18 protein-coding genes are annotated in these 18,835 nt (G+C 69.1%); 5 read left to right on the top strand and 13 right to left on the bottom strand.

Annotated elements, in window-relative coordinates; genetic code table 11:
- Nucleotides 1-130 precede the first annotated feature (130 nt).
- The 4 genes from qcrB to ctaE form a co-directional block, all read right to left on the bottom strand.
- On the bottom strand, nucleotides 131-1,792 hold the full coding sequence (gene qcrB, locus IG78_RS0117775; protein WP_030564251.1) for a cytochrome bc1 complex cytochrome b subunit: 1,662 nt from the start codon (nucleotides 1,790-1,792) through the stop codon (nucleotides 131-133).
- Nucleotides 1,789-2,853 carry a cytochrome bc1 complex Rieske iron-sulfur subunit gene (qcrA, locus tag IG78_RS0117770; protein WP_030564249.1) on the bottom strand — a complete coding sequence of 355 codons (1,065 nt, stop codon included), beginning with the start codon at nucleotides 2,851-2,853 and terminating at the stop codon, nucleotides 1,789-1,791. Before qcrA ends, qcrB begins: the two co-directional genes overlap by 4 nt.
- The gene (gene qcrC, locus IG78_RS0117765) at nucleotides 2,850-3,659 is read right to left on the bottom strand and encodes a cytochrome bc1 complex diheme cytochrome c subunit (RefSeq protein WP_030564248.1); all 810 of its coding nucleotides are present in this window, start codon (nucleotides 3,657-3,659) and stop codon (nucleotides 2,850-2,852) included. Before qcrC ends, qcrA begins: the two co-directional genes overlap by 4 nt.
- Nucleotides 3,660-3,763: 104 nt before the next feature.
- On the bottom strand, nucleotides 3,764-4,384 hold the full coding sequence (gene ctaE, locus IG78_RS0117760) for an aa3-type cytochrome oxidase subunit III (RefSeq protein WP_030564245.1): 621 nt from the start codon (nucleotides 4,382-4,384) through the stop codon (nucleotides 3,764-3,766).
- A gap of 165 nt (nucleotides 4,385-4,549) precedes the next feature.
- Here ctaE and IG78_RS0117755 point away from each other — a divergent pair, with 165 nt between their 5' ends.
- The gene (locus tag IG78_RS0117755) at nucleotides 4,550-4,951 is read left to right on the top strand and encodes a DNA-binding transcriptional response regulator (protein ID WP_030564244.1); all 402 of its coding nucleotides are present in this window, start codon (nucleotides 4,550-4,552) and stop codon (nucleotides 4,949-4,951) included.
- A gap of 91 nt (nucleotides 4,952-5,042) precedes the next feature.
- Here the strand turns inward: IG78_RS0117755 and IG78_RS0117750 are convergent, their stop codons facing one another.
- The 4 genes from IG78_RS0117750 to ctaC all read right to left on the bottom strand — a co-directional run bounded on the left by IG78_RS0117750 (nucleotide 5,043) and on the right by ctaC (nucleotide 9,537).
- Nucleotides 5,043-6,290, bottom strand: a complete 1,248-nt coding sequence (locus IG78_RS0117750) for a L,D-transpeptidase (protein WP_030564242.1) — start codon at nucleotides 6,288-6,290, stop codon at nucleotides 5,043-5,045.
- A gap of 153 nt (nucleotides 6,291-6,443) precedes the next feature.
- The gene (locus tag IG78_RS0117745) at nucleotides 6,444-6,842 is read right to left on the bottom strand and encodes a cytochrome c oxidase subunit 4 (protein WP_030564240.1); all 399 of its coding nucleotides are present in this window, start codon (nucleotides 6,840-6,842) and stop codon (nucleotides 6,444-6,446) included.
- Nucleotides 6,839-8,578 carry an aa3-type cytochrome oxidase subunit I gene (gene ctaD, locus IG78_RS0117740; protein WP_030564231.1) on the bottom strand — a complete coding sequence of 580 codons (1,740 nt, stop codon included), beginning with the start codon at nucleotides 8,576-8,578 and terminating at the stop codon, nucleotides 6,839-6,841. The genes IG78_RS0117745 and ctaD overlap by 4 nt, the downstream gene beginning before the upstream one ends.
- On the bottom strand, nucleotides 8,575-9,537 hold the full coding sequence (gene ctaC / locus IG78_RS0117735; protein ID WP_030564229.1) for an aa3-type cytochrome oxidase subunit II: 963 nt from the start codon (nucleotides 9,535-9,537) through the stop codon (nucleotides 8,575-8,577). The genes ctaD and ctaC overlap by 4 nt, the downstream gene beginning before the upstream one ends.
- A gap of 333 nt (nucleotides 9,538-9,870) precedes the next feature.
- Between ctaC and IG78_RS0117730 the strand changes: the two genes are divergently transcribed.
- Entirely contained in the window at nucleotides 9,871-11,250 is a 1,380-nt protein-coding gene (locus IG78_RS0117730; protein ID WP_030564227.1) for a cysteine desulfurase/sulfurtransferase TusA family protein, read from the top strand.
- Between the two features lie 71 nt (nucleotides 11,251-11,321).
- On the opposite strand, the gene IG78_RS0117725 is transcribed toward IG78_RS0117730, so the two are convergent.
- On the bottom strand, nucleotides 11,322-12,296 hold the full coding sequence (locus IG78_RS0117725) for a carbohydrate kinase family protein (RefSeq protein ID WP_030564225.1): 975 nt from the start codon (nucleotides 12,294-12,296) through the stop codon (nucleotides 11,322-11,324).
- A 133-nt stretch (nucleotides 12,297-12,429) separates the two neighbouring features.
- On the opposite strand from IG78_RS0117725, the gene IG78_RS0117720 reads away from it, so the two are divergent.
- Nucleotides 12,430-12,657 carry a hypothetical protein gene (locus tag IG78_RS0117720; RefSeq protein WP_051852729.1) on the top strand — a complete coding sequence of 76 codons (228 nt, stop codon included), beginning with the start codon at nucleotides 12,430-12,432 and terminating at the stop codon, nucleotides 12,655-12,657.
- Between the two features lie 224 nt (nucleotides 12,658-12,881).
- Nucleotides 12,882-14,450: a hypothetical protein gene (locus tag IG78_RS0117715; RefSeq protein ID WP_037686902.1), complete on the top strand. Its 1,569-nt coding sequence runs from the start codon at nucleotides 12,882-12,884 to the stop codon at nucleotides 14,448-14,450.
- A gap of 105 nt (nucleotides 14,451-14,555) precedes the next feature.
- Here IG78_RS0117715 and IG78_RS0117710 read toward each other — a convergent pair whose 3' ends face one another.
- Complete coding sequence (locus tag IG78_RS0117710; protein ID WP_030564219.1) at nucleotides 14,556-14,912, bottom strand: HesB/IscA family protein; 357 nt, start codon at nucleotides 14,910-14,912, stop codon at nucleotides 14,556-14,558.
- A 244-nt stretch (nucleotides 14,913-15,156) separates the two neighbouring features.
- Between IG78_RS0117710 and nadA the strand changes: the two genes are divergently transcribed.
- Nucleotides 15,157-16,362, top strand: a complete 1,206-nt coding sequence (gene nadA, locus IG78_RS0117705) for a quinolinate synthase NadA (protein ID WP_030564216.1) — start codon at nucleotides 15,157-15,159, stop codon at nucleotides 16,360-16,362.
- Nucleotides 16,363-16,426: 64 nt separating this feature from the next.
- On the opposite strand, the gene IG78_RS0117700 is transcribed toward nadA, so the two are convergent.
- The 3 genes from IG78_RS0117700 to pspAA all read right to left on the bottom strand — a co-directional run bounded on the left by IG78_RS0117700 (nucleotide 16,427) and on the right by pspAA (nucleotide 18,766).
- A complete protein-coding gene (locus IG78_RS0117700) occupies nucleotides 16,427-17,104 on the bottom strand; it encodes a response regulator (protein ID WP_030564214.1) in 678 nt (225 codons plus the stop codon).
- Nucleotides 17,101-18,357, bottom strand: coding sequence for a sensor histidine kinase (locus tag IG78_RS0117695; protein WP_225882300.1), 1,257 nt, complete (start codon nucleotides 18,355-18,357; stop codon nucleotides 17,101-17,103). Before IG78_RS0117695 ends, IG78_RS0117700 begins: the two co-directional genes overlap by 4 nt.
- 130 nt (nucleotides 18,358-18,487) lie before the next feature.
- Nucleotides 18,488-18,766, bottom strand: coding sequence for a PspA-associated protein PspAA (gene pspAA, locus IG78_RS0117690; protein ID WP_030564210.1), 279 nt, complete (start codon nucleotides 18,764-18,766; stop codon nucleotides 18,488-18,490).
- Nucleotides 18,767-18,835 lie beyond the last annotated feature (69 nt).

Genomic DNA, 18,835 nt, shown 5'->3' with positions numbered 1-18,835 from the left:
GGCACCCCGGCACATGGGGGTGCCCCGCCACCCTATCCAGCCCCGGGGACGGCAAAGAGCCCCGTCCATGCACTGGACGGGGCTCCTGCCGTGGCGACCTCGGGGTCGGCGCGTCGAGGCGCGCGGGGGATCAGTGGTGGCCGTGGCCGCTCGTGATCTCCTTGTACTCCTCGGTGGTCGGCTTCGGGATCTGGCTGTCCTCGCCGTACATGCTCTTGGACAGCTTCGCCCGCAGCTTCTGCGAGCCCTTCACCTTGCGCTGCACGCCGTTCTCGTCGACCGTCGGGCCGATCTCGAGCGGCTTGTACTGCTCGTGCGCGGTGAGGGTGTGGAGCTGCTCGGAGTCGAGCGGCTCGTGCACCTCGATGAACTCGCCGTGCGGCAGGCGCTTGATGATGCCGGACTCGCGTCCGTGCAGCACCTTCTCCTTGTCACGGCGCTGCAGGCCGAGGCAGATCCGCTTGGTGACGATGAACGCGATGACCGGTCCGACGAAGAAGAAGATCCGGACGAACCAGGTGATGGCGTTCAGCGACAGGTGGAAGTGCGTGGCCCACAGGTCGTTTCCACCACCGACCAGCATCACCATGTACGCGGTGATCCAGGCGACACCGAAGCCCGTACGGGTCGGGGCGTTGCGCGGGCGGTCCAGGATGTGGTGCTCGCGCTTGTCGCCGGTGACCCAGGACTCGATGAACGGGTAGACCGCGATGGCCACGAGGACCAGCGGGAAGACCGCAAGCGGGATCATCACGCCGAGGACAAGCGTGTGACCCCAGATGTTGATCTCCCAGCCCGGCATCACTCGGATCAGACCCTCGGCGAAGCCCATGTACCAGTCGGGCTGGGCGCCGGTGGACACCTGGTCGGGGCGGTACGGGCCGAGCGCCCAGATCGGGTTGATCGAGGCGATCGCCGCGATGGCCGCGATGACACCGAAGACCAGGAAGAAGAAGCCTCCGGCCTTGGCCATGTAGACCGGGAGCAGCGGCATGCCGACGACGTTCTTGTTGCTCTTGCCGGGGCCCGCGAACTGCGTGTGCTTGTGGTAGAAGACCAGGATCAGGTGCGCCACCACGAGGCCGAGCATGATGCCCGGCAGCAGCAGGATGTGGACCGAGTAGAACCGGGCCACGAAGTCGCCGCCGGGGAACTCGCCGCCGAACAGGAACATCGACAGATACGTGCCCACGATCGGCACGGACAGGATCGCGCCCTGCATGAAGCGCACACCGGTGCCGGAGAGCAGGTCGTCCGGGAGCGAGTAACCGGTGAAGCCGGTGAACATGCCGAGGACGAACAGCAGGAAGCCGAACAGCCAGTTGACCTCACGCGGCTTGCGGAACGCACCCGTGAAGAACACGCGCATCATGTGCACGAACATGCCGGCGAGGAAGATCAGCGCCGCCCAGTGGTGGATCTGCCGGATCAGCAGACCACCGCGCACATCGAAGGAGATGTGCATGGTCGAGTTGAACGCCTCGGACATGAGCTGGCCCTGCAGGGGCACGTAGCTGCCGTGGTACTCCACCTCGTTCATCGACGGGTGGAAGAACAGCGTCAGATACACACCCGTGAGGATGATGATGATGAAGCTGTAGAGGCAGATCTCACCGAGCATGAAGGACCAGTGGTCCGGGAAGATCTTGCGCATGTTGGCCTTGGCCAGGGAGTAGATCCCGAGCCTGCCGTCCGCCCAGTCGGCGACCCGCTCACCCGCGGGCGCCTTCTTGCGGCTGTCGTTCGCCGGGGCGGCCGGAGCCTGTGGCGACGTGCTGTTCTCGGTACTCATCCGCGCTCCCAGAAGGCAGGACCGACGGGCTCTTCGAAGTCGCCAAGCGCCTGAAGATAGCCCTCCTCGTTCACACCGATGCGCAACTGCGGCAACGCGTGACCGGCCGGGCCGAAGATCACTCGGGCCCCGTCGGAGAGGTCGAAGGTGGACTGGTGGCACGGGCAGAGGACGTGGTGCGTCTGCTGCTCGTACAGGGAGATCGGGCAGCCCACGTGGGTGCAGATCTTGGAGTACGCGACGACGCCCTCGTGCGACCACTCGAGCTCACGCTTGTCCTTGATGTTGTCCGGCTGGATCCGGACGATCATCAGGGCCGCCTTGGCGATCTGGGTCTGGAAGTCGTGGTCGTGCTCCTCCAGGCCCTCGGGCTTGGCGAAGGTGAGCGATCCGACCTGGACGTCCGAGGGGCGCAGCGGCTCGTTCGTGTTCATGTTCACGAGCAGCTTGCCCTTGGACCACAGGGTGTGCCGCAGCTTGTCCTCCGGCAGCGGACCGAGGTCACGCAGCAGGACGACGCCGGACAGCGGGACCATCGCGAGCGCGCCGAACATGGTGTTGCGGATCAGCTTGCGCCGGCCGAGCTGGGACTCCTTGGCGCCCGCCGCGAAGTCCGCCATGACCTTGGCCTTGACCTCGGGCTCGGCCTCGATCGGGTGCCGCTCGTCGGCGACCTCCACGTCGGACATCAGGGTGCGGGCCCAGTGGACCGCGCCCGCACCGATGCAGAAGAGCGCCACACCGAGGGTCATGCCGAGCGCGAAGTTCAGCGCGCTGATGTGACCGATGGGCCAGATGAAGACGCTCTTGTCGACCGGGAACGCCACGAACGAGGCGATGAAGCCGACGGTGGCCAGCATCGAGATGGTGAAGAGCAGCGCCACCGTGCGCTCGGAGCGCCGGGCGGCCTTCTCGTCGATGTCCTGGACGCGGTGCGCGTGGGGCGGAAGCCCCGGGTCCGCGAACGGGTCCGTGTCGGCGTGGCCGGCTACGGCCACCGAGCCGTGCTCGGTTTCCTGCGCGCTGGGCAGGTTCTCTTCTGGGTTGTCTTGTCCACTCATGACTTCTTGGCCTTTGCGGTCCGGGCGGCGACCCACACGGCGACCGCGATCAGTGCGCCGAGGCCGAAGATCCAGGCGAACAGGCCTTCGCTGACCGGTCCGAGACCGCCCAGCTTGAGACCGCCGGGGCTCTCGGTCTTCTCACCGTTGACCGCGTCGAGGTACGCGATGATGTCCTTCTTGCTCTTCTCCGGCATCGTCGTGTCGGGGAAGGACGGCATGTTCTGCGGGCCCGTCTGCATGGCCTCGTAGATGTGCTTGGGGCTGACGCCCTCCAGGCTCGGAGCGAACTTGCCGTGCGTCAGCGCGCCGCCTTCACCGGTGAAGTTGTGGCACTGCGCGCAGTTGGTACGGAAGAGTTCGCCGCCCTTGGCGATGTCGGCGCCCTCGGGGCTGACCTGCTTCTTGGTCGGAACGTTGGGTCCCGCGCCGAGCGAGGCCACGTACGCGGCCAACTGGTCGATCTGAGCCTGGTTGTAGATGACCTTCTTCTTGGGCGCCTGGGCGCCCTGCTGCTGGAGCGGCATCCGGCCGGTGCCGACCTGGAAGTCGACAGCGGCGGCGCCCACGCCCACCAGGCTCGGGCCGTCGGAGGAGCCCTGACCGCCGGTTCCGTGGCAGCTTGAGCAGCCCACGGCATAGAGCTTCTTGCCCTCGTCGATGGCGAGGGACTGAGCGGTTTCGTCGGCCTGCGCCTTGTCCGCCGGAGCGAACACGGCGTACAGCCCCCCGGTGGCCGCCAGCGCGAGGAGTAGGACGACGACCGCCGCCAGCGGATGGCGTCGTCGTGCGGAGAGCTTTTTCACGGATTACCCCGGTGTCAGGATCTTCTGCGTCGATGCTTCTGGAATGTGTCGGTACGTCGGGTGCGTCGGGGCGGCCGAAGCGCCGCCGCGGTCCCCGCTACCGATTACTTGATCATGTAGATCGTGGCGAAGAGGCCGATCCAGACGACATCGACGAAGTGCCAGTAGTAGGACACGACGATGGCGGCGGTCGCCTGCTCGTGGGTGAACCTCCTGGCCGCGTAGGTGCGGCCGAGGACCAGCAGGAAGGCGATGAGTCCGCCTGTCACATGCAGTCCGTGGAAGCCGGTGGTCAGGTAGAACACCGAGCCGTACGGGTCCGACGAGAGCGAGAGGCCCTCGTGCTTGACCAGCTCCGTGTACTCGAAGACCTGACCTCCGATGAAGATCGCACCCATGATGAAGGTGACGATGAACCACATCCGGAGCTTCTTCACGTCACCGCGCTCGGCGGCGAAGACGCCGAGCTGACATGTGAGAGAGGAGAGCACCAGGATGGTGGTGTTCGTCGCCGAGAACGGGAAGTTCAGGCTGTCAGCCATTTCCTTCCAGTGCTCTGGACCTGTCACCGATCGCAGGGTGAAGTACATCGCGAAGAGGGCCGCGAAGAACATCAGCTCGGAACTCAGCCAGATGATGGTTCCGACGCTGGTGAGGTTCGGTCGATTGACCGGCGGGTGCGCGTGCCCGGTATCTACTGTCGTTGCTGTCGCCACGACCGACATTATGTCGGTCGCTTATCCCGCCCTCACCCCGGGGGGTGCCGTTCGGAGTGTCTGCGGCGTGTGTCCAGCCCGTATGGCCCATCGCGGCGGTGTCCGAAGCGCTGTTGACGGGGTGTCGGGAGGGGTAGCATCCGCGCGAGATCCCCTCGACGAAGCGGAGGAACCATGCAGCCGACCGCCACGGTGCTTGTCTACAGCGACGACGCGAGCACCCGGGAGCAGGTCCGCCTGGCCACCGGGCGCAGGCCCGCCAGTGACGTCCCGGAAGTCCGCTTCGTCGAGTGCGCGACGCTCCCGGCGGTTCTCCGGGAGCTGGACAAGGGCGGCATCGACGTCTGCGTGCTCGACGGGGAGGCCGCGCCCGCCGGTGGCATGGGCGTGTGCCGGCAGATCAAGGACGAGGTTTTCCAGGCGCCGCCGGTGCTTTTGCTCATCGGGCGGCCGCAGGACGCTTGGCTGGCCACGTGGAGCCGGGCTGAGGCCGCGGTGACCTTGCCGGTCGAACCGGTGGAGTTCGCCTCCTCGCTGGCCTCCCTGCTGCGCGAGAAGGCCGCCTTGAGCGCCTGAGAGAGTGGGGCCTGGGCTGTATGGCGGGTGTCGCGCCGTTGTGGCTTGTCGCGCGGTTCCCCGCGCCCCTTGCGCGGCCCTTACAGGGCCCCTAGGCCGACTGGGGGCGCAGGCGGGCCGTGTCCGTGGGGGGCGGGCCCTCCTTGGTGTCGGCCAGGAGGGCGCTGCCCTTGCGCCATTTGTCCCAGCTCACGTTCCAGTCGCCGAATCCGTTCCCGAACGGGTCCATGTCGGCGCCGTAACTGTTGACGACCTTCACGATGTCGCCCTGGCGGACGGTCTCGTAGAACCAGGCGGCGTTGCCCGTGCTCATGCCCGTGCAGCCGTGGCTGGTGTTCGCGCTGCCCTGGGAGCCCACCGACCAGGGGGCCGCGTGCACGTACTCGCCGCTGTCGGTGACCCTGGTCGCGTAGTAGACCATCTTGTCGTAGAAGTCCGCGGAGCCGATGCTGGCGCTGGTCATGCGGACGACGTACTCCTTGCCGAGCACCACCTTGATGCCGTTGCGGGTGGCGTAGCCGGGCTTGCCGGTGGTCACCGGGATCGAGTTGATCTCCTTGCCGTTGCGGTAGACGGTCATCGAGTGCGCCCCCGCGTCCGTCACCGCCTCGATCCTGTCGCCGGTGGTGAAGCGCAGCGGCTTGGCGGCGCCGCCCCAGAGCTTGTCGGTGACCTTGATGCCGTCCAGGTTGCTGTGCAGGTCGACGGTGGCGTTGGCGGGCCAGTACTCCTTGGGGCGGTAGTGCAGCGTCCTGTCGTCCACCCAGTGCCAGGCGCCCTCCGTGGCGGGCTGTGAGCGCACCTTCAGGGCCCGTTCCACGGTGGCCCTGGGCTCCTTGCCCTTGACGTCGGCGCTGAGCTTCGCGGTGGCCGGCTGGCCGACGCCGTACTTGCCCGCCTGCGGGCCGAAGGTGACCTGCAACTGCTTGCTCTGGTCGGCCTGGTCCGTGGCGAAGGTGATGACCTTGCGGCCCGGTGCGCCCTTGTCGTCCTCGGTGCTGACCCGGACCCTGTAGTGGGCGCCCGCGGCCAGCGGCGCCGTGCTGCGCCACCGGGAGCCGTCGGCGCGCAGTTCGCCCGCCACATAGCGCCCCATGGCGTCGGTGGCGGTCACATCGGTGATGCGTCCCTCGCCGCCCTGGGCGGTGACTTCGAGGGGCTTGTCCGGGTCGGCCTTCTTGCTGCCCGCGGGCCCGCTGAAGGCGATCTGGCTCGCCGCGTCGTACGGCTTGGCCGACAGCGGATGGCCGTCGTTGCCGCAGGCCGTGGCCCCCGCACCGAGGGCGACCACCAGCAACGTACAGCTCAGTACCGTGCGGATTCGCGGAGAGTTGCTCATGAGCACACGGTATGAAGATCCGCCAAGTCCGGCGCGCCGAGTGCTCCGTACGAGTCTCCCCGGATTCCCCCGGACGGGCGAACGGCAGGCCGAAGGGGCCCGGACGCTCCTGACGGAGTGTCCGGGCCCCTTCGGACCTGCGGTGCGGGAGAACTACTGGTTCTGGCTCTCGCCGCGGTAGTACTCGAAGACCCAGCCCCACAGGCCGATCAGCAGGATCGGGGCCGAGAAGTACAGCAGCCACCAGCCGAAGACGACGCCCATGAAGGCGAGCGCGCCACCGATGGCCAGGGACAGCGGCTGCCAACTGTGCGGGCTGAAGAAGCCCACCTCGCCGGCCTCGTCCGCGACGTCCGCTTCCTTGTTGTCCTGAGCCGAGGCGTCGACCCGCCTGGCCGTGAAGGCCAGGTAGTAGCCGATCATGATGCACAGGCCGAAGGCCAGGAAGAGCGCGGTGGTACCGGCGGGCTCCTTCGACCACCAGCCGTACACGACGGCCATGATCAGTACGAAGACGCTCAGCCAGATGAACATCTTGCCCTGGATCTTCACTTGCCGGCCTCCTTGCTGCCGGCGAGGGCCTTGTCGCCGTGATCGGCGTTCTCGAGCTGGTCGAGCGCGGCGATCTCCGGGTGGTGCAGGTCGAACGCCGGGGATTCACTGCGGATGCGCGGCAGCGTGAGGAAGTTGTGCCGCGGCGGCGGGCAGGACGTGGCCCACTCCAGGGAGCGGCCGTAGCCCCACGGGTCGTCGACCTCGATCTTCTTGCCGTACTTGGCGGTCTTCCAGATGTTGTAGAAGAACGGCAGGATCGACAGACCGAGCAGGAACGAACAGATCGTCGAGATCGTGTTCAGGGCGGTGAAGCCGTCGGCGTCCAGGTAGTCCGCGTACCGGCGCGGCATTCCCTCGGCACCCAGCCAGTGCTGGACGAGGAACGTGCCGTGGAAGCCCACGAACAGCGTCCAGAAGGTGATCTTGCCGAGGCGCTCGTCGAGCATCTTGCCGGTGAACTTCGGCCACCAGAAGTGGAATCCGGAGAACATCGCGAACACCACGGTGCCGAAGACGACGTAGTGGAAGTGCGCGACCACGAAGTACGAGTCCGACACGTGGAAGTCCATCGGCGGCGAGGCCAGGATGACACCCGTCAGACCACCGAAGGTGAAGGTGATCAGGAAGCCGACCGCCCACAGCATCGGGGTCTCGAAGGACAGCGAGCCCTTCCACATCGTTCCGATCCAGTTGAAGAACTTCACGCCTGTTGGCACGGCGATGAGGAACGTCATGAAGGAGAAGAACGGCAGTAGCACGCCGCCTGTGACGTACATGTGGTGCGCCCACACCGTCACGGAGAGACCGGCGATCGCGATGGTCGCACCGATCAGGCCCATGTAGCCGAACATCGGCTTGCGGGAGAAGACCGGAATGACCTCGGAAATGATTCCGAAGAATGGTAGCGCGATGATGTACACCTCTGGATGGCCGAAGAACCAGAAGAGGTGTTGCCAGAGCAATGCGCCGCCATTGGCCGCGTCGAAGATATGGGCACCGAACTTGCGGTCCGCCTCCAGGGCGAACAGCGCGGCAGCCAGGACCGGGAAGGCAAGCAGCACAAGCACGGCCGTGAGCAGCACGTTCCACACGAAGATCGGCATGCGGAACATCGTCATGCCGGGCGCGCGCATGCAGATGATGGTGGTGATGAAGTTGACCGAGCCGAGGATCGTGCCGAAGCCGGAGAAGGCCAGACCCATGATCCACATGTCGGCGCCGATGCCCGGCGACCGGACCGCGTCCGAGAGCGGCGAGTAGGCGAACCAACCGAAGTCCGCGGCGCCGTTCGGGGTGAGGAAGCCACCGATCGCGATCAGCGAGCCGAACAGGTACAGCCAGTAGGCGAACATGTTCAGACGTGGGAAGGCCACGTCGGGGGCGCCGATCTGGAGCGGCATGATCCAGTTCGCGAAGCCCGCGAACAGCGGCGTCGCGAACATCAGCAGCATGATCGTGCCGTGCATCGTGAACGCCTGGTTGAACTGCTCGTTCGACATGATCTGCGTACCGGGACGGGCCAGCTCGGCGCGCATGAAGAGCGCCATCACTCCGCCGATGCAGAAGAACGCGAACGACGTGACCAGATAGAGCGTGCCGATCGTCTTGTGGTCAGTGGTGGTCATCCACTTGACGACGACGTTGCCCGGCTGCTTGCGCCTGACCGGCAGCTCGTCCTCGTAGTACGAGTCTTTCGCCGCCGCGGCACCCTGGGGTTCGTTGAGGATGCTCACAGGTTGTTCGTCTCCCGGTTCTTCTCGTGGCCCGTCTGCTCGATGCCGGCCGGGATGTAACCGGTCTGGTTCTTCTTCGCCAGGTCCTCGAGGTGCTGCTTGTAGCGCTCGGGAGAGACGACCTTGACGTTGAAGAGCATCCGGGAGTGGTCGACGCCGCACAGTTCGGCGCACTTGCCCATGAAGGTGCCCTCCTTGTTCGGAGTGACCTCGAAGGCGTTGGTGTGGCCCGGGATGACGTCCTGCTTCATGAGGAACGGAACCACCCAGAAGGAGTGGATGACGTCACGCGAAGTCAGTACGAAGCGGACCTTCTCGCCCTTGGGGAGCCAGAGGGTCGGGCCCGGGTTGCCGTTCTGCGGGTTCCGCTCGCCGGGCGTGCCGACCTGGTAGACACCGCCGGCGTTCGCCGGGAAGTCCTTGCGGAACCGGTCCGGGATCGCGTCCAGTTCCTTGGCGGTCCTGGCGTTGTCCTTGTTGGACCCCGGCACGTTCTCGATGTAGTTGAAGCCCCAGCTCCACTGGAAGCCGACCACGTTGATGGTGTGGGCGGGCTTGTCGTCGAGCTTGAGGAGCTTGGACTCGTCACGTGCCGTGAAGTAGAAGAGCACCGAGACGATGATGAGCGGGACCACCGTGTACAGCGCCTCGATGGGCATGTTGTAACGCGTCTGCGGAGGGACCTCCACCTTGGTGCGGCTGCGCCGGTGGAAGATGACGCTCCACAGGATCAGGCCCCAGACCAGCACGCCCGTGGCGAGCGCAGCCGCCCACGAGCCCTGCCAGAGGGAGAGGATCCGCGGGGCCTCCTCCGTGACCGGGGTCGGCATACCAAGGCGGGGAAAGTCCTTGGATGTGCAACCGGTGGCGGTTACCAGGACCAGGCCCGCAGTCAATGCCTGCAGCAGCTTCCGCCGCATCGGGCGCCGCGGCGAGCGGTCGGAGCCGTTGGGACTCACGTAGCGCCTTCCCGAGAGTCTCGCCCGCGCTGTTGGCTGCGGCCTTCTCGGTGGTCGGTCGCCGCCCTGCGTCGGGCAGGGGTTTGGATGTTTATGCGGACCAAACCCTACTGGACGCTATTTGGGGTCGCGCGGGGAGGGTGCCTAACGCGCCGCGGGTCACTCTGTCGGGGTGGGGTGCCCCTCCGTCAGCCGTTATCTGACGGAGGATCGGGCGCCCCGGAGCCCGGGGCAGCACGCTTGTTCGGCGACCGGCGGTTCGTTGTGGTTGCGCGCGCAGTTCCCCGCGCCCCTTTCAGGGGCACTCCCGGCCAGAACGTTTAGGTTGACCGCGTGTCCTACTTCGATGCCGCCTCCGGCGTTCCCCTTCACCCTGTTGCCCGACAGGCCCTGGTGGCCGCGCTCGACGAGGGGTGGGCCGATCCCGCTCGGCTCTACCGGGAGGGGCGGCGGGCCCGGATGCTGCTCGACGCCGCCCGGGAGGCCGCGGCCGAGGCGGTGGGGTGCCGGGCGGACGAGGTGGTGTTCACCTCGTCGGGGACGCGGGCGCTGTACGACGGGATCGCGGGTGCGCTCGCCGGGCGGCGCCGGGTGGGGCGGCACCTCGTGGTCTCCGCCGTCGAACATTCGGCCGTCCTCCATTCGGCCGCGTCCCACGAGCGGGCGGGCGGCACGGTGACCGAGGTCGCCGTGGACCGATCGGGTGCGGTGGCCCCGGACGCGTACGCCGCCGCGCTGCGCGAGGACACCGCGCTCGCCTGTCTGCAGTCCGCCAACCACGAGGTGGGAACCGAGCAGCCGGTGGCCGAGGTCGCGGCGGCCTGCCGGGCGGCCGGGGTGCCGCTCCTTGTGGACGCGGCGCAGTCCCTCGCGTGGGGACCGGTGGACGGCGGCTGGTCCCTGCTCACGGCGAGTGCCCACAAGTGGGGCGGCCCCGCGGGGGTCGGGCTCCTCGTGGTGCGCAAGGGGGTGCGGTTCGCGCCGCAAGGTCCGGTGGACGAGCGGGAGTCGGGGCGGTCCGCCGGGTTCGAGAACATTCCGGCGATCGTGGCGGCCGCCGCGGCGCTCAGGGCGGTGCGGGCCGAGGCCGCGGCGGAGGCGGCGCGACTGCGGGAGTTGACGGACCTGATCAGGGCCCGGGTGCCGCACCTGGTGCCGGACGTGGAGGTCGTCGGCGCGCCGGAGCGGCGCCTTCCGCACCTCGTCACCTTCTCCTGTCTCTATGTCGACGGCGAGAGCCTGCTGCACGAGCTGGACCGCGCGGGCTTCTCGGTCTCGTCCGGCTCCTCCTGTACGAGCAGCACCCTGACGCCGAGCCATGTGCTCAAGGCGATGGGTGTGGTCAGTGAGGGCAACGTACGCGTTTCGCTGCCGCCGGGCACCGGCACCGCGGACGTCGAGCGCTTCCTCGATGTGCTGCCGGGGGCCGTCGCCGGGGTGCGCGCGAGGCTCGGAGCGCCGGTCGCCCCTGCCGCCGCCGGCACGCTGGACGAGCTGACGGTCGACGCGCTCGGCGAGCGCTGCCCCCAGCCCGTGATCGAACTGGCGAAGGCACTCCCCCGGGTCCGCGTCGGCGCCGAGGTCACCGTCCTGTCGGACGACGAGGTCGCGGCCGTGGACATCCCGGCGTGGTGCTGGACGCAGCGGCAGGAGTACGTGGGGGCGCGGGAGCGGGCGCACGGGGTGGCGTACGTGGTGCGGCGCCTTCGCTAGGGCCTGTCTGACCATTCCCGTCGTCGCCCGGAGGGCGGCCGGGTACGGGAGCCCCGTACCCGGCCGTCGTGCTACGGCAGGTGGGCCTTGACCTCGAGGGCGGCCTCGTCGCCGTACTGCTTGGTGAAGCGCTCCATGAACTGGGCGCGGTGCAGCTCGTACTCCTGGGTGCCGGTCGTCTCGATCACCAGGGTGGCGAGCATGCAGCCGACCTGCGCGGCGCGCTCGTGCGAGACGCCCCAGGACAGGCCGGAGAGGAAGCCGGCGCGGAACGCGTCGCCGACGCCCGTCGGGTCCGCCTTGGCCTTCTCCTCGGGCACGCCGACCACGACCGGGTCCTGCCCGACCGCCTCGATGCGCACGCCGTTGGCGCCGAGGGTGGTGACGCGGTGGCCGACCTTGCCCAGGATCTCGGCGTCGGTCCAGTTGGTCTTGGACTCGATCAGACCCTTCTCGTACTCGTTCGAGAAGAGGTAGGTCGCGCCCTCCAGGAGGTTGCGGATCTCGTCGCCCTCCATGCGGGCGATCTGCTGGGAGAAGTCCGCGGCGAACGGGATGCCGCGGGTGCGGCACTCCTCGGTGTGGCGGCGCATGGCCTCCGGGTCGTCCGCGCCGATCAGGACCAGGTCGAGGCCGCCGACGCGCTCGGCGACCGCCTGCAGTTCGATGAGGCGGGCCTCGCTCATCGCACCGGTGTAGAAGGAGCCGATCTGGTTGTGGTCGGCGTCCGTGGTGCACACGAAGCGCGCGGTGTGCAGCGTCTCCGAGATGCGGACGGAGTGGGTGTCCACGCCGTGCCGGTCGAGCCAGGCGCGGTACTCGTCGAAGTCGGAGCCCGCGGCGCCGACGAGGACGGGGCCGCTGCCGAGCTGGCCCATGCCGAAGCAGATGTTGGCGGCGACGCCGCCGCGGCGGACGTCGAGGGCATCGACCAGGAATGACAGCGACACCGTGTGGAGCTGGTCGGCGACCAGTTGGTCGGCGAAGCGGCCGGGGAAGGTCATGAGGTGGTCGGTGGCGATGGAGCCGGTGACTGCGATTCGCACGGCTGGAAGCTCCTGCAAGGAGGCGAGGGGTTGACGGTTAACGCTATCCGGTCGTGGAGCCCTCGTTGTAGTGGCCAAAAATACCCAATAGTAGGTCTTTCTCCATCGGGCAAGCGGTGCATACGGTTCCGTTATGGCCGTCTTCGCAAAGCAGAGTGTTCCCCGGCACATCGCCGACCAGGCCCCCGATGGCGGGGTCGAGACCCTGGAGACCCTGCGCGGCGCCTGCGTCCGCATGGCTCCGCACTGGGTGGTGCCGGCCGTGCCCGTCGTACCGGTGCCGCCGTCGCTGATCCACGGGGTCACGGTCCCGGCCGCGACCGCCCGCGTCCTCGACGGGATGTCGGAGTACGGGGACTGAGAGTCGGATGTACGGGGACTGAGAGTCGGAGTACGGGACCGAGAGTCGGAGTACGGGGACCGGAACAGGCCGCGCACAGGCCGCGTTCGCCCCGGCGTGCGTCCGAGGGAACCGCGCGCTCCCCTGCCGCGTCCCACCGCTGTCCCCCGGGAAGGGGACGCAGTGTACGACGAAGCCCCACAGGTGGGGCTTCGGAGACGGCTGGCGTTCTAAGGAGCGATGCGGTGAGCACCGAGCAGACGCAGGACGGACAACGGCGGCGGACTCCGCTGGCGGTCGCCTCGGTCGCGGCCGCGGTGCTGCTCGCGGGCGGCGGCGGTGCGTATCTGGCGACGGCGTCGTCCGACGGCGGGGGCCGCGACAGCGCGGCGGGGGACGGCGGCGCGCCGCCTCCCCTCACCCTCGACGGGTACGCGGGTGACCGCGACGGGCGCACCACCCAGGGCCCGGACCAGGGGTCGGAGCAGGGGTCGGGAGGTGGCACCGGGGGCATCGCACCGGGCGAGCCCGACCCGAGCGGCGTGACGTACAAGGCCGCGGGCGAGCTGCCCGAGGGGCCGGACTCGGCGTCCGTGCAGCATGTGCGCGGTGAGGTCGGCCGGGAGCGGGTGGCCCGGCTCGCCGAGGCCCTCGGCCTGTCCGGCACCCCGGTCGTGCGCGACGGCACCTGGCGGATCGGGCCGCCCAACGACGGTGCGGGGCCCGCGCTCCAGGTCGGCAAGGAGGCGCCGGGCGCCTGGACCTACACCCGGCACCAGGCACCCGGCTCCGACAACTGCCTGAAGGGCAAGCGCTGCCCGGGCCAGGGCGGCGGGTCGGCCGACCGGCATCCCGACGACTCGGGCGGCGCCGTCGGCGAGGCGGCGGCGAAGAAGGCGGCCGCCCCCGTCCTGAAGGCCGTCGGCCTCGACGACGCCAAGCTGGACGCGCGCCAGCTCATGGGTTCGGTGCGGGTGGTGAACGCCGACCCGAGGATCGCCGGGCTGCCGACGTACGGCTGGTCGACGGGGGTGCAGGTCGGGGCGGACGGCCGGGTCGTCGGGGCCTCCGGGCATCTGACCGAGCCGGAGAAGGGCGCGACGTACCCCGTCGTGAGCGCCGAGAAGGCCCTGGACCTGCTCAACAAGTCGGGCGGGCGCGGCCATGTGGGCATCGGCGGCTGCGCGACCCCGGTGCCGCACGGGGACGGGGACTCCGGTGCGGGGCCGGGGGCGGACTCCGGCAAGGCTGTCTGCCCGCCGGACTCCACACCGCCCGAGCCGCGGCCGATCGCGGTCGAGGGCGCGGAGTTCGGGCTCGCGGCGCAGTTCGTGGACGGCCGCACGGCCCTTGTGCCGTCCTGGCTGTTCCAGGTGAAGCCGCAGGGGGCGCCGGAGAGCTACACGGTGACGCATCCCGCGGTGGACCCGAAGTATCTGCGGGCGCCCGGGGCTCCGGGAACGGTGGGCCCCTCGCAGGGTCCGACCGCCCGGCCCGGTGACCCGGACACCCGCACCGACACGGTGAAGGCGGACGGCTACAGCACGGCGGGGCGGACGCTGACCGTTCACTTCACGGGTGGCGTGTGCAGTACGTACGCGGTGTCGGCGGACGAGAGCGGCGACCGGGTCGCCGTGAAGATCACCGAGACCATGAAGAACGGCACGGTGTGCGTCGCGATGGCGCAGTCCTACGAGCTCTCCGTGAAGCTGGACAAGCCACTCGGCGACCGTGACGTCGTGACCGACGGCGGCAAGGCGGTACCGCGGGACGACGGTCGGCACGAGCGAGTACCGGCGCCCCGGACGCGCTGAGCGGCCCGGGAACGAGGCGGACACGACGAAGGCGGCGGCTCCCCACAGGGGGTGCCGCCGCCGTCTCGCGCGTGCCGAGCCGTGCGTGCGCTCAGCCGGACGCGCTTAGCTGAACGAGTCGCCGCAGGCGCAGGAGCCGGTGGCATTCGGGTTGTCGATCGTGAAGCCCTGCTTCTCGATGGTGTCGACGAAGTCGATGGAGGCACCGCCCAGGTACGGAGCGCTCATGCGGTCGGTGACGACCTTCACGCTGCCGAACTCCTTGACGACGTCGCCGTCGAGCGAGCGCTCGTCGAAGAAGAGCTGGTAACGAAGGCCCGAGCAGCCGCCGGGCTGAACGGCCACGCGCAGCGCCAGGTCGTCCCGGCCTTCCTGGTCAAGGAGAGCCTTGACCTTGTCCGCGGCGGCGTCGGACAGGAGGATGCCGTCGCTCACGGTGGTGGTCTCGTCCGATACGGACATCTGCTTCTCTCCCGGGTTGTACGGAGACTGCTTGCCGACGGTTGCAACCGGCGGTGACGCGTGTTCATTCCCATGCTCGCACACAGGCCCGCACGCGGGATGCGTCACATCGACACTATGGGCATCGTCAAACTGACGTGAAGCAGTTATGATAGATAATGTCAATTCGACGAAAAGGATCCGTGGTGCCGGTCCTCGGCCCACTTGAAACGCGGTTCAGGCCGCGTTCGTCACAGAAGAAAGGGTGTGTGTCGTGACCACCGCCCAGTCCACCGCGGACAGCTCCGAGCTGGACGTACAGCCGACGCCGCTGGCCCTGCTGCTGCTCGGCCGCGAGGCCGATCCCAGGAGCGAGCGCGGCGTGGAGTGCCCCGGTGACCTGCCTTCGCCCTCGGACCCCGGTCTGGTGGAGCGCGCCCGCGCCGCCAAGGAGCGGCTCGGGGACAAGGTCTTCGTGCTCGGCCACCACTACCAGCGCGACGAGGTCATCCAGTTCGCCGACGTGACCGGTGACTCCTTCAAGCTGGCCCGTGACGCCGCCGCCCGCCCCGAGGCCGAGTACATCGTCTTCTGCGGCGTGCACTTCATGGCCGAGTCCGCGGACATCCTGACCGGCGACGACCAGAAGGTCGTGCTCCCCGACCTGGCCGCGGGCTGCTCGATGGCCGACATGGCGAGCGCCGAGCAGGTCGCCGAGTGCTGGGACGTGCTGACCGAGGCCGGGATCGCCGAGCGGGTGGTGCCCGTCTCGTACATGAACTCTTCCGCGGACATCAAGGCGTTCACGGGCAAGCACGGCGGCACGATCTGTACGTCGTCGAACGCCAAGCGCGCCCTGGAGTGGGCCTTCGAGCAGGGGGAGCAGGTACTTTTCCTGCCCGACCAGCACCTCGGCAGGAACACCGCCGTGCGCGACATGGGGATGTCCCTGGACGACTGCGTCGTCTACAACCCGCACAAGCCGAACGGCGGCCTGACCGCCGAGCAGCTCCGCGACGCGAAGATGATCCTGTGGCGCGGGCACTGCTCGGTGCACGGTCGCTTCTCGCTGGAGTCGGTCGAGGACGTACGGGCCCGCATTCCGGGCGTGAACGTGCTCGTCCACCCCGAGTGCAAGCACGAGGTCGTGGCCGCCGCGGACCACGTGGGCTCCACGGAGCACATCATCAAGACCCTGGAGGCGGCCCCGGCCGGCTCGAAGTGGGCGATAGGCACCGAGCTGAACCTCGTCCGCCGCCTGGCGAATCGGTTCGCCGCCGAGGACAAGGAGATCGTCTTCCTCGACAAGACGGTCTGCTTCTGCTCGACCATGAACCGGATCGACCTGCCGCACCTGGTGTGGGCCCTGGAGTCGCTCGCCGACGGCAAGCTCGTCAACCGCATCGAGGTCGACCGCGAGACCGAGCAGTTCGCGAAGCTGGCCCTGGAGCGGATGCTGGCGCTGCCGTAGCCGCCACACTCCCGCCGGGTAAGGGGCGTCCGCCATGGTGGACGCCCCTTACGCGTACGCGGGCTCAGTCCCCCCGCGGCCGCACAAGGCCCGACTCATAGGCGATGACGACCAGTTGGGCGCGGTCGCGGGCGCCGAGTTTGGCCATGGCCCGGTTCACATGGGTCTTCACGGTGAGCGGGCTGACTTCGAGGCGTTCGGCGATCTCGTCGTTGGAGTGGCCGCCCGCGACCTGGACCAGGACCTCGCGCTCGCGCCCGGTGAGGGCGTCAAGGCGCTCGCTGCGCGCGGGCGAGTCGTCACCACCGTCGCCCTGCGCGAGGAACCGCGCGATGAGCCCCTTCGTCGCCGCCGGCGAGAGCAGCGCCTCACCCGCCGCGGCGATCCGGATCGCCCCGAGCAGTTCGTCCGGCTCCGCGCCCTTGCCCAGGAAGCCCGACGCCCCGGCCCGCAGCGACTGCACCACGTACTCGTCGACCTCGAACGTGGTCAGCATCACCACGCGTACGTGGGACATGGCCGGGTCGTCGCTGATCATCCGGGTGGCCGCGAGACCGTCGGTGCCGGGCATACGGATGTCCATCAGGACGACGTCCGCGGACTCGGACTTGGCCAGCCGCACCGCCTGCGCGCCGTCGGAGGCCTCCCCGACGATCTCCATGTCGGGTTCGGAGTCGACGAGGACCCTGAACGCGCTGCGCAGCAGCGCCTGGTCGTCGGCGAGCAGCACCCGGATCGTCACGCGGTCGTCCCTCCCTTGACCGGGGCGTGCCCACGGTCCCCCTGCTTCACGGTCGTGACCGGCAGGATCGCATGGACGCGGAAACCGCCGCCGTACCGGGGCCCCGCGCTGCACCGGCCGCCGAGGGCGCTCACGCGCTCGCGCATGCCGAGGAGCCCGTGCCCGCCGCCGCGGTCCGGTTCACCGGCGGCCCCGGGGGCGGGACCTGCGCCGTCGTCCAGGACGGTGATCTCCAGGTTCGGGCCCACGCGGACGATGCTGACCTCCGCCTTGGCGTGCTCACCCGCGTGCTTCTGCACATTGGTGAGCGCCTCCTGGATGATGCGGAACGCGGCCAGGTCGACGGCGGCCGGGGGCGTCGGTCCCGCGTCGCCGCGGACCACGTCCACGGGCAGGCCGGCGTGCCGGAAGGTGTCGACGAGGTCGTCGAGGCGGCCGAGCCCCGGGGCCGGCTCGGTGGGCGCCTCCGGGTCGCCGCTCTGCCGCAGCAGGCCGACGGTGGCGCGCAGTTCGCCGAGCGCGGAGCGGCTGGCGTCCCTGACATGGGCGAGCGCCTCCTTGGCCTGGTCGGGCCGCTTGTCCATGACGTGCGCGGCGACTCCGGCCTGCACATTGACCAGGGCGATGTGGTGGGCGACGACATCGTGCAGATCGCGGGCGATGCGCAGTCGCTCCTCGGCGACCCTGCGCCCCGCCTCCTCCTCGCGGGTGCGCTCCGCGCGTTCGGCCCGCTCCCGGATGGCGTCCACGAAGGCGCGGCGGCTGCGGACGGCGTCGCCCGCGGCGGCTGCCATGCCGGTCCAGGCGAAGATGGCGAGGTTCTCCTGCGCGTACCAGGGCAGCGGTCCCGCCAGCATGGCGACGCCGGTCAGGCCCGTCATGGTTATCAGGCCGATGCGCCAGGTGGTGGGCCGGTTGGTGGTGGCCGCGACCGTGTACAGGGCGATGACCGCGGACATGACGACCGGGGCGCGGGGCCCCGTGGTCACAAGCTCCACGATGGAGAAGCCGGAGGCGGCCGCGAGGACGGCCCATGGGGTGCGGCGGCGGAAGACGAGGGCGGCGGCACCGCAGGCCATCAGGGTGAGGCTCAGGCCACCTGGGGCGTGCACGTTCCAGGTCGAGCCCTTCTCTCCGTACGGCTCGGCGAAGGAGCCGATGACCATGCAGACGAGGGCGGCGGCCGCGAGGATCGCGTCGACGGCCAACGGGTGCGTTCTGGCCCAGCCACGGCACCGTTCAAAGTTGGTCACGCACTAGACGGTACGGGGCCCCACCGGCAGGCGGAACGGAAACGGGGTGTCCCTGGACAAGGGTTGACGCCGCCCGTTGACGCGCCCCGCCGGGGGCGGGGCGGGCGCGGGTCCGTCGGCCGGGCGTGCGCTAGCCCGGGATGAGGCCGTCGTCGGAGAGCATCTCCCGCACCTCGTCGAGGGACGCGTCCGGTGCGGGAAGGATCAGTTCCGAGGGTTCGAGGGCGTCATCGGGCAGGGGTTCGCCGAGCTCACGCACCTTGTCCAGAAGCGCGTGCAGCGTGCCGCGGAAGCCGGACTCGTCACCGCTCTCCATCTCTTCGAGCAGTTCGTCGTCCAGCTTGTTCAGCTCGGTGAAGTGGCTGTCCGCCAGCTTCACCTGCCCCTCCCCCATGATCCGTACGATCATGACGCCCTCCTAAGGACGTGAGCGGTCCGGCCGTGACGCCGTGCGCCGGCGTCACTCGTCGACGCTACC

The organism is Streptomyces aureocirculatus, from assembly GCF_000720475.1.
In the GTDB taxonomy this organism is placed as follows: Bacteria; Actinomycetota; Actinomycetes; order Streptomycetales; family Streptomycetaceae; genus Streptomyces; species Streptomyces aureocirculatus.
Note: the sequence above shows the minus strand (reverse complement) of the source record. Positions and strands in the feature narration are given on the sequence as shown.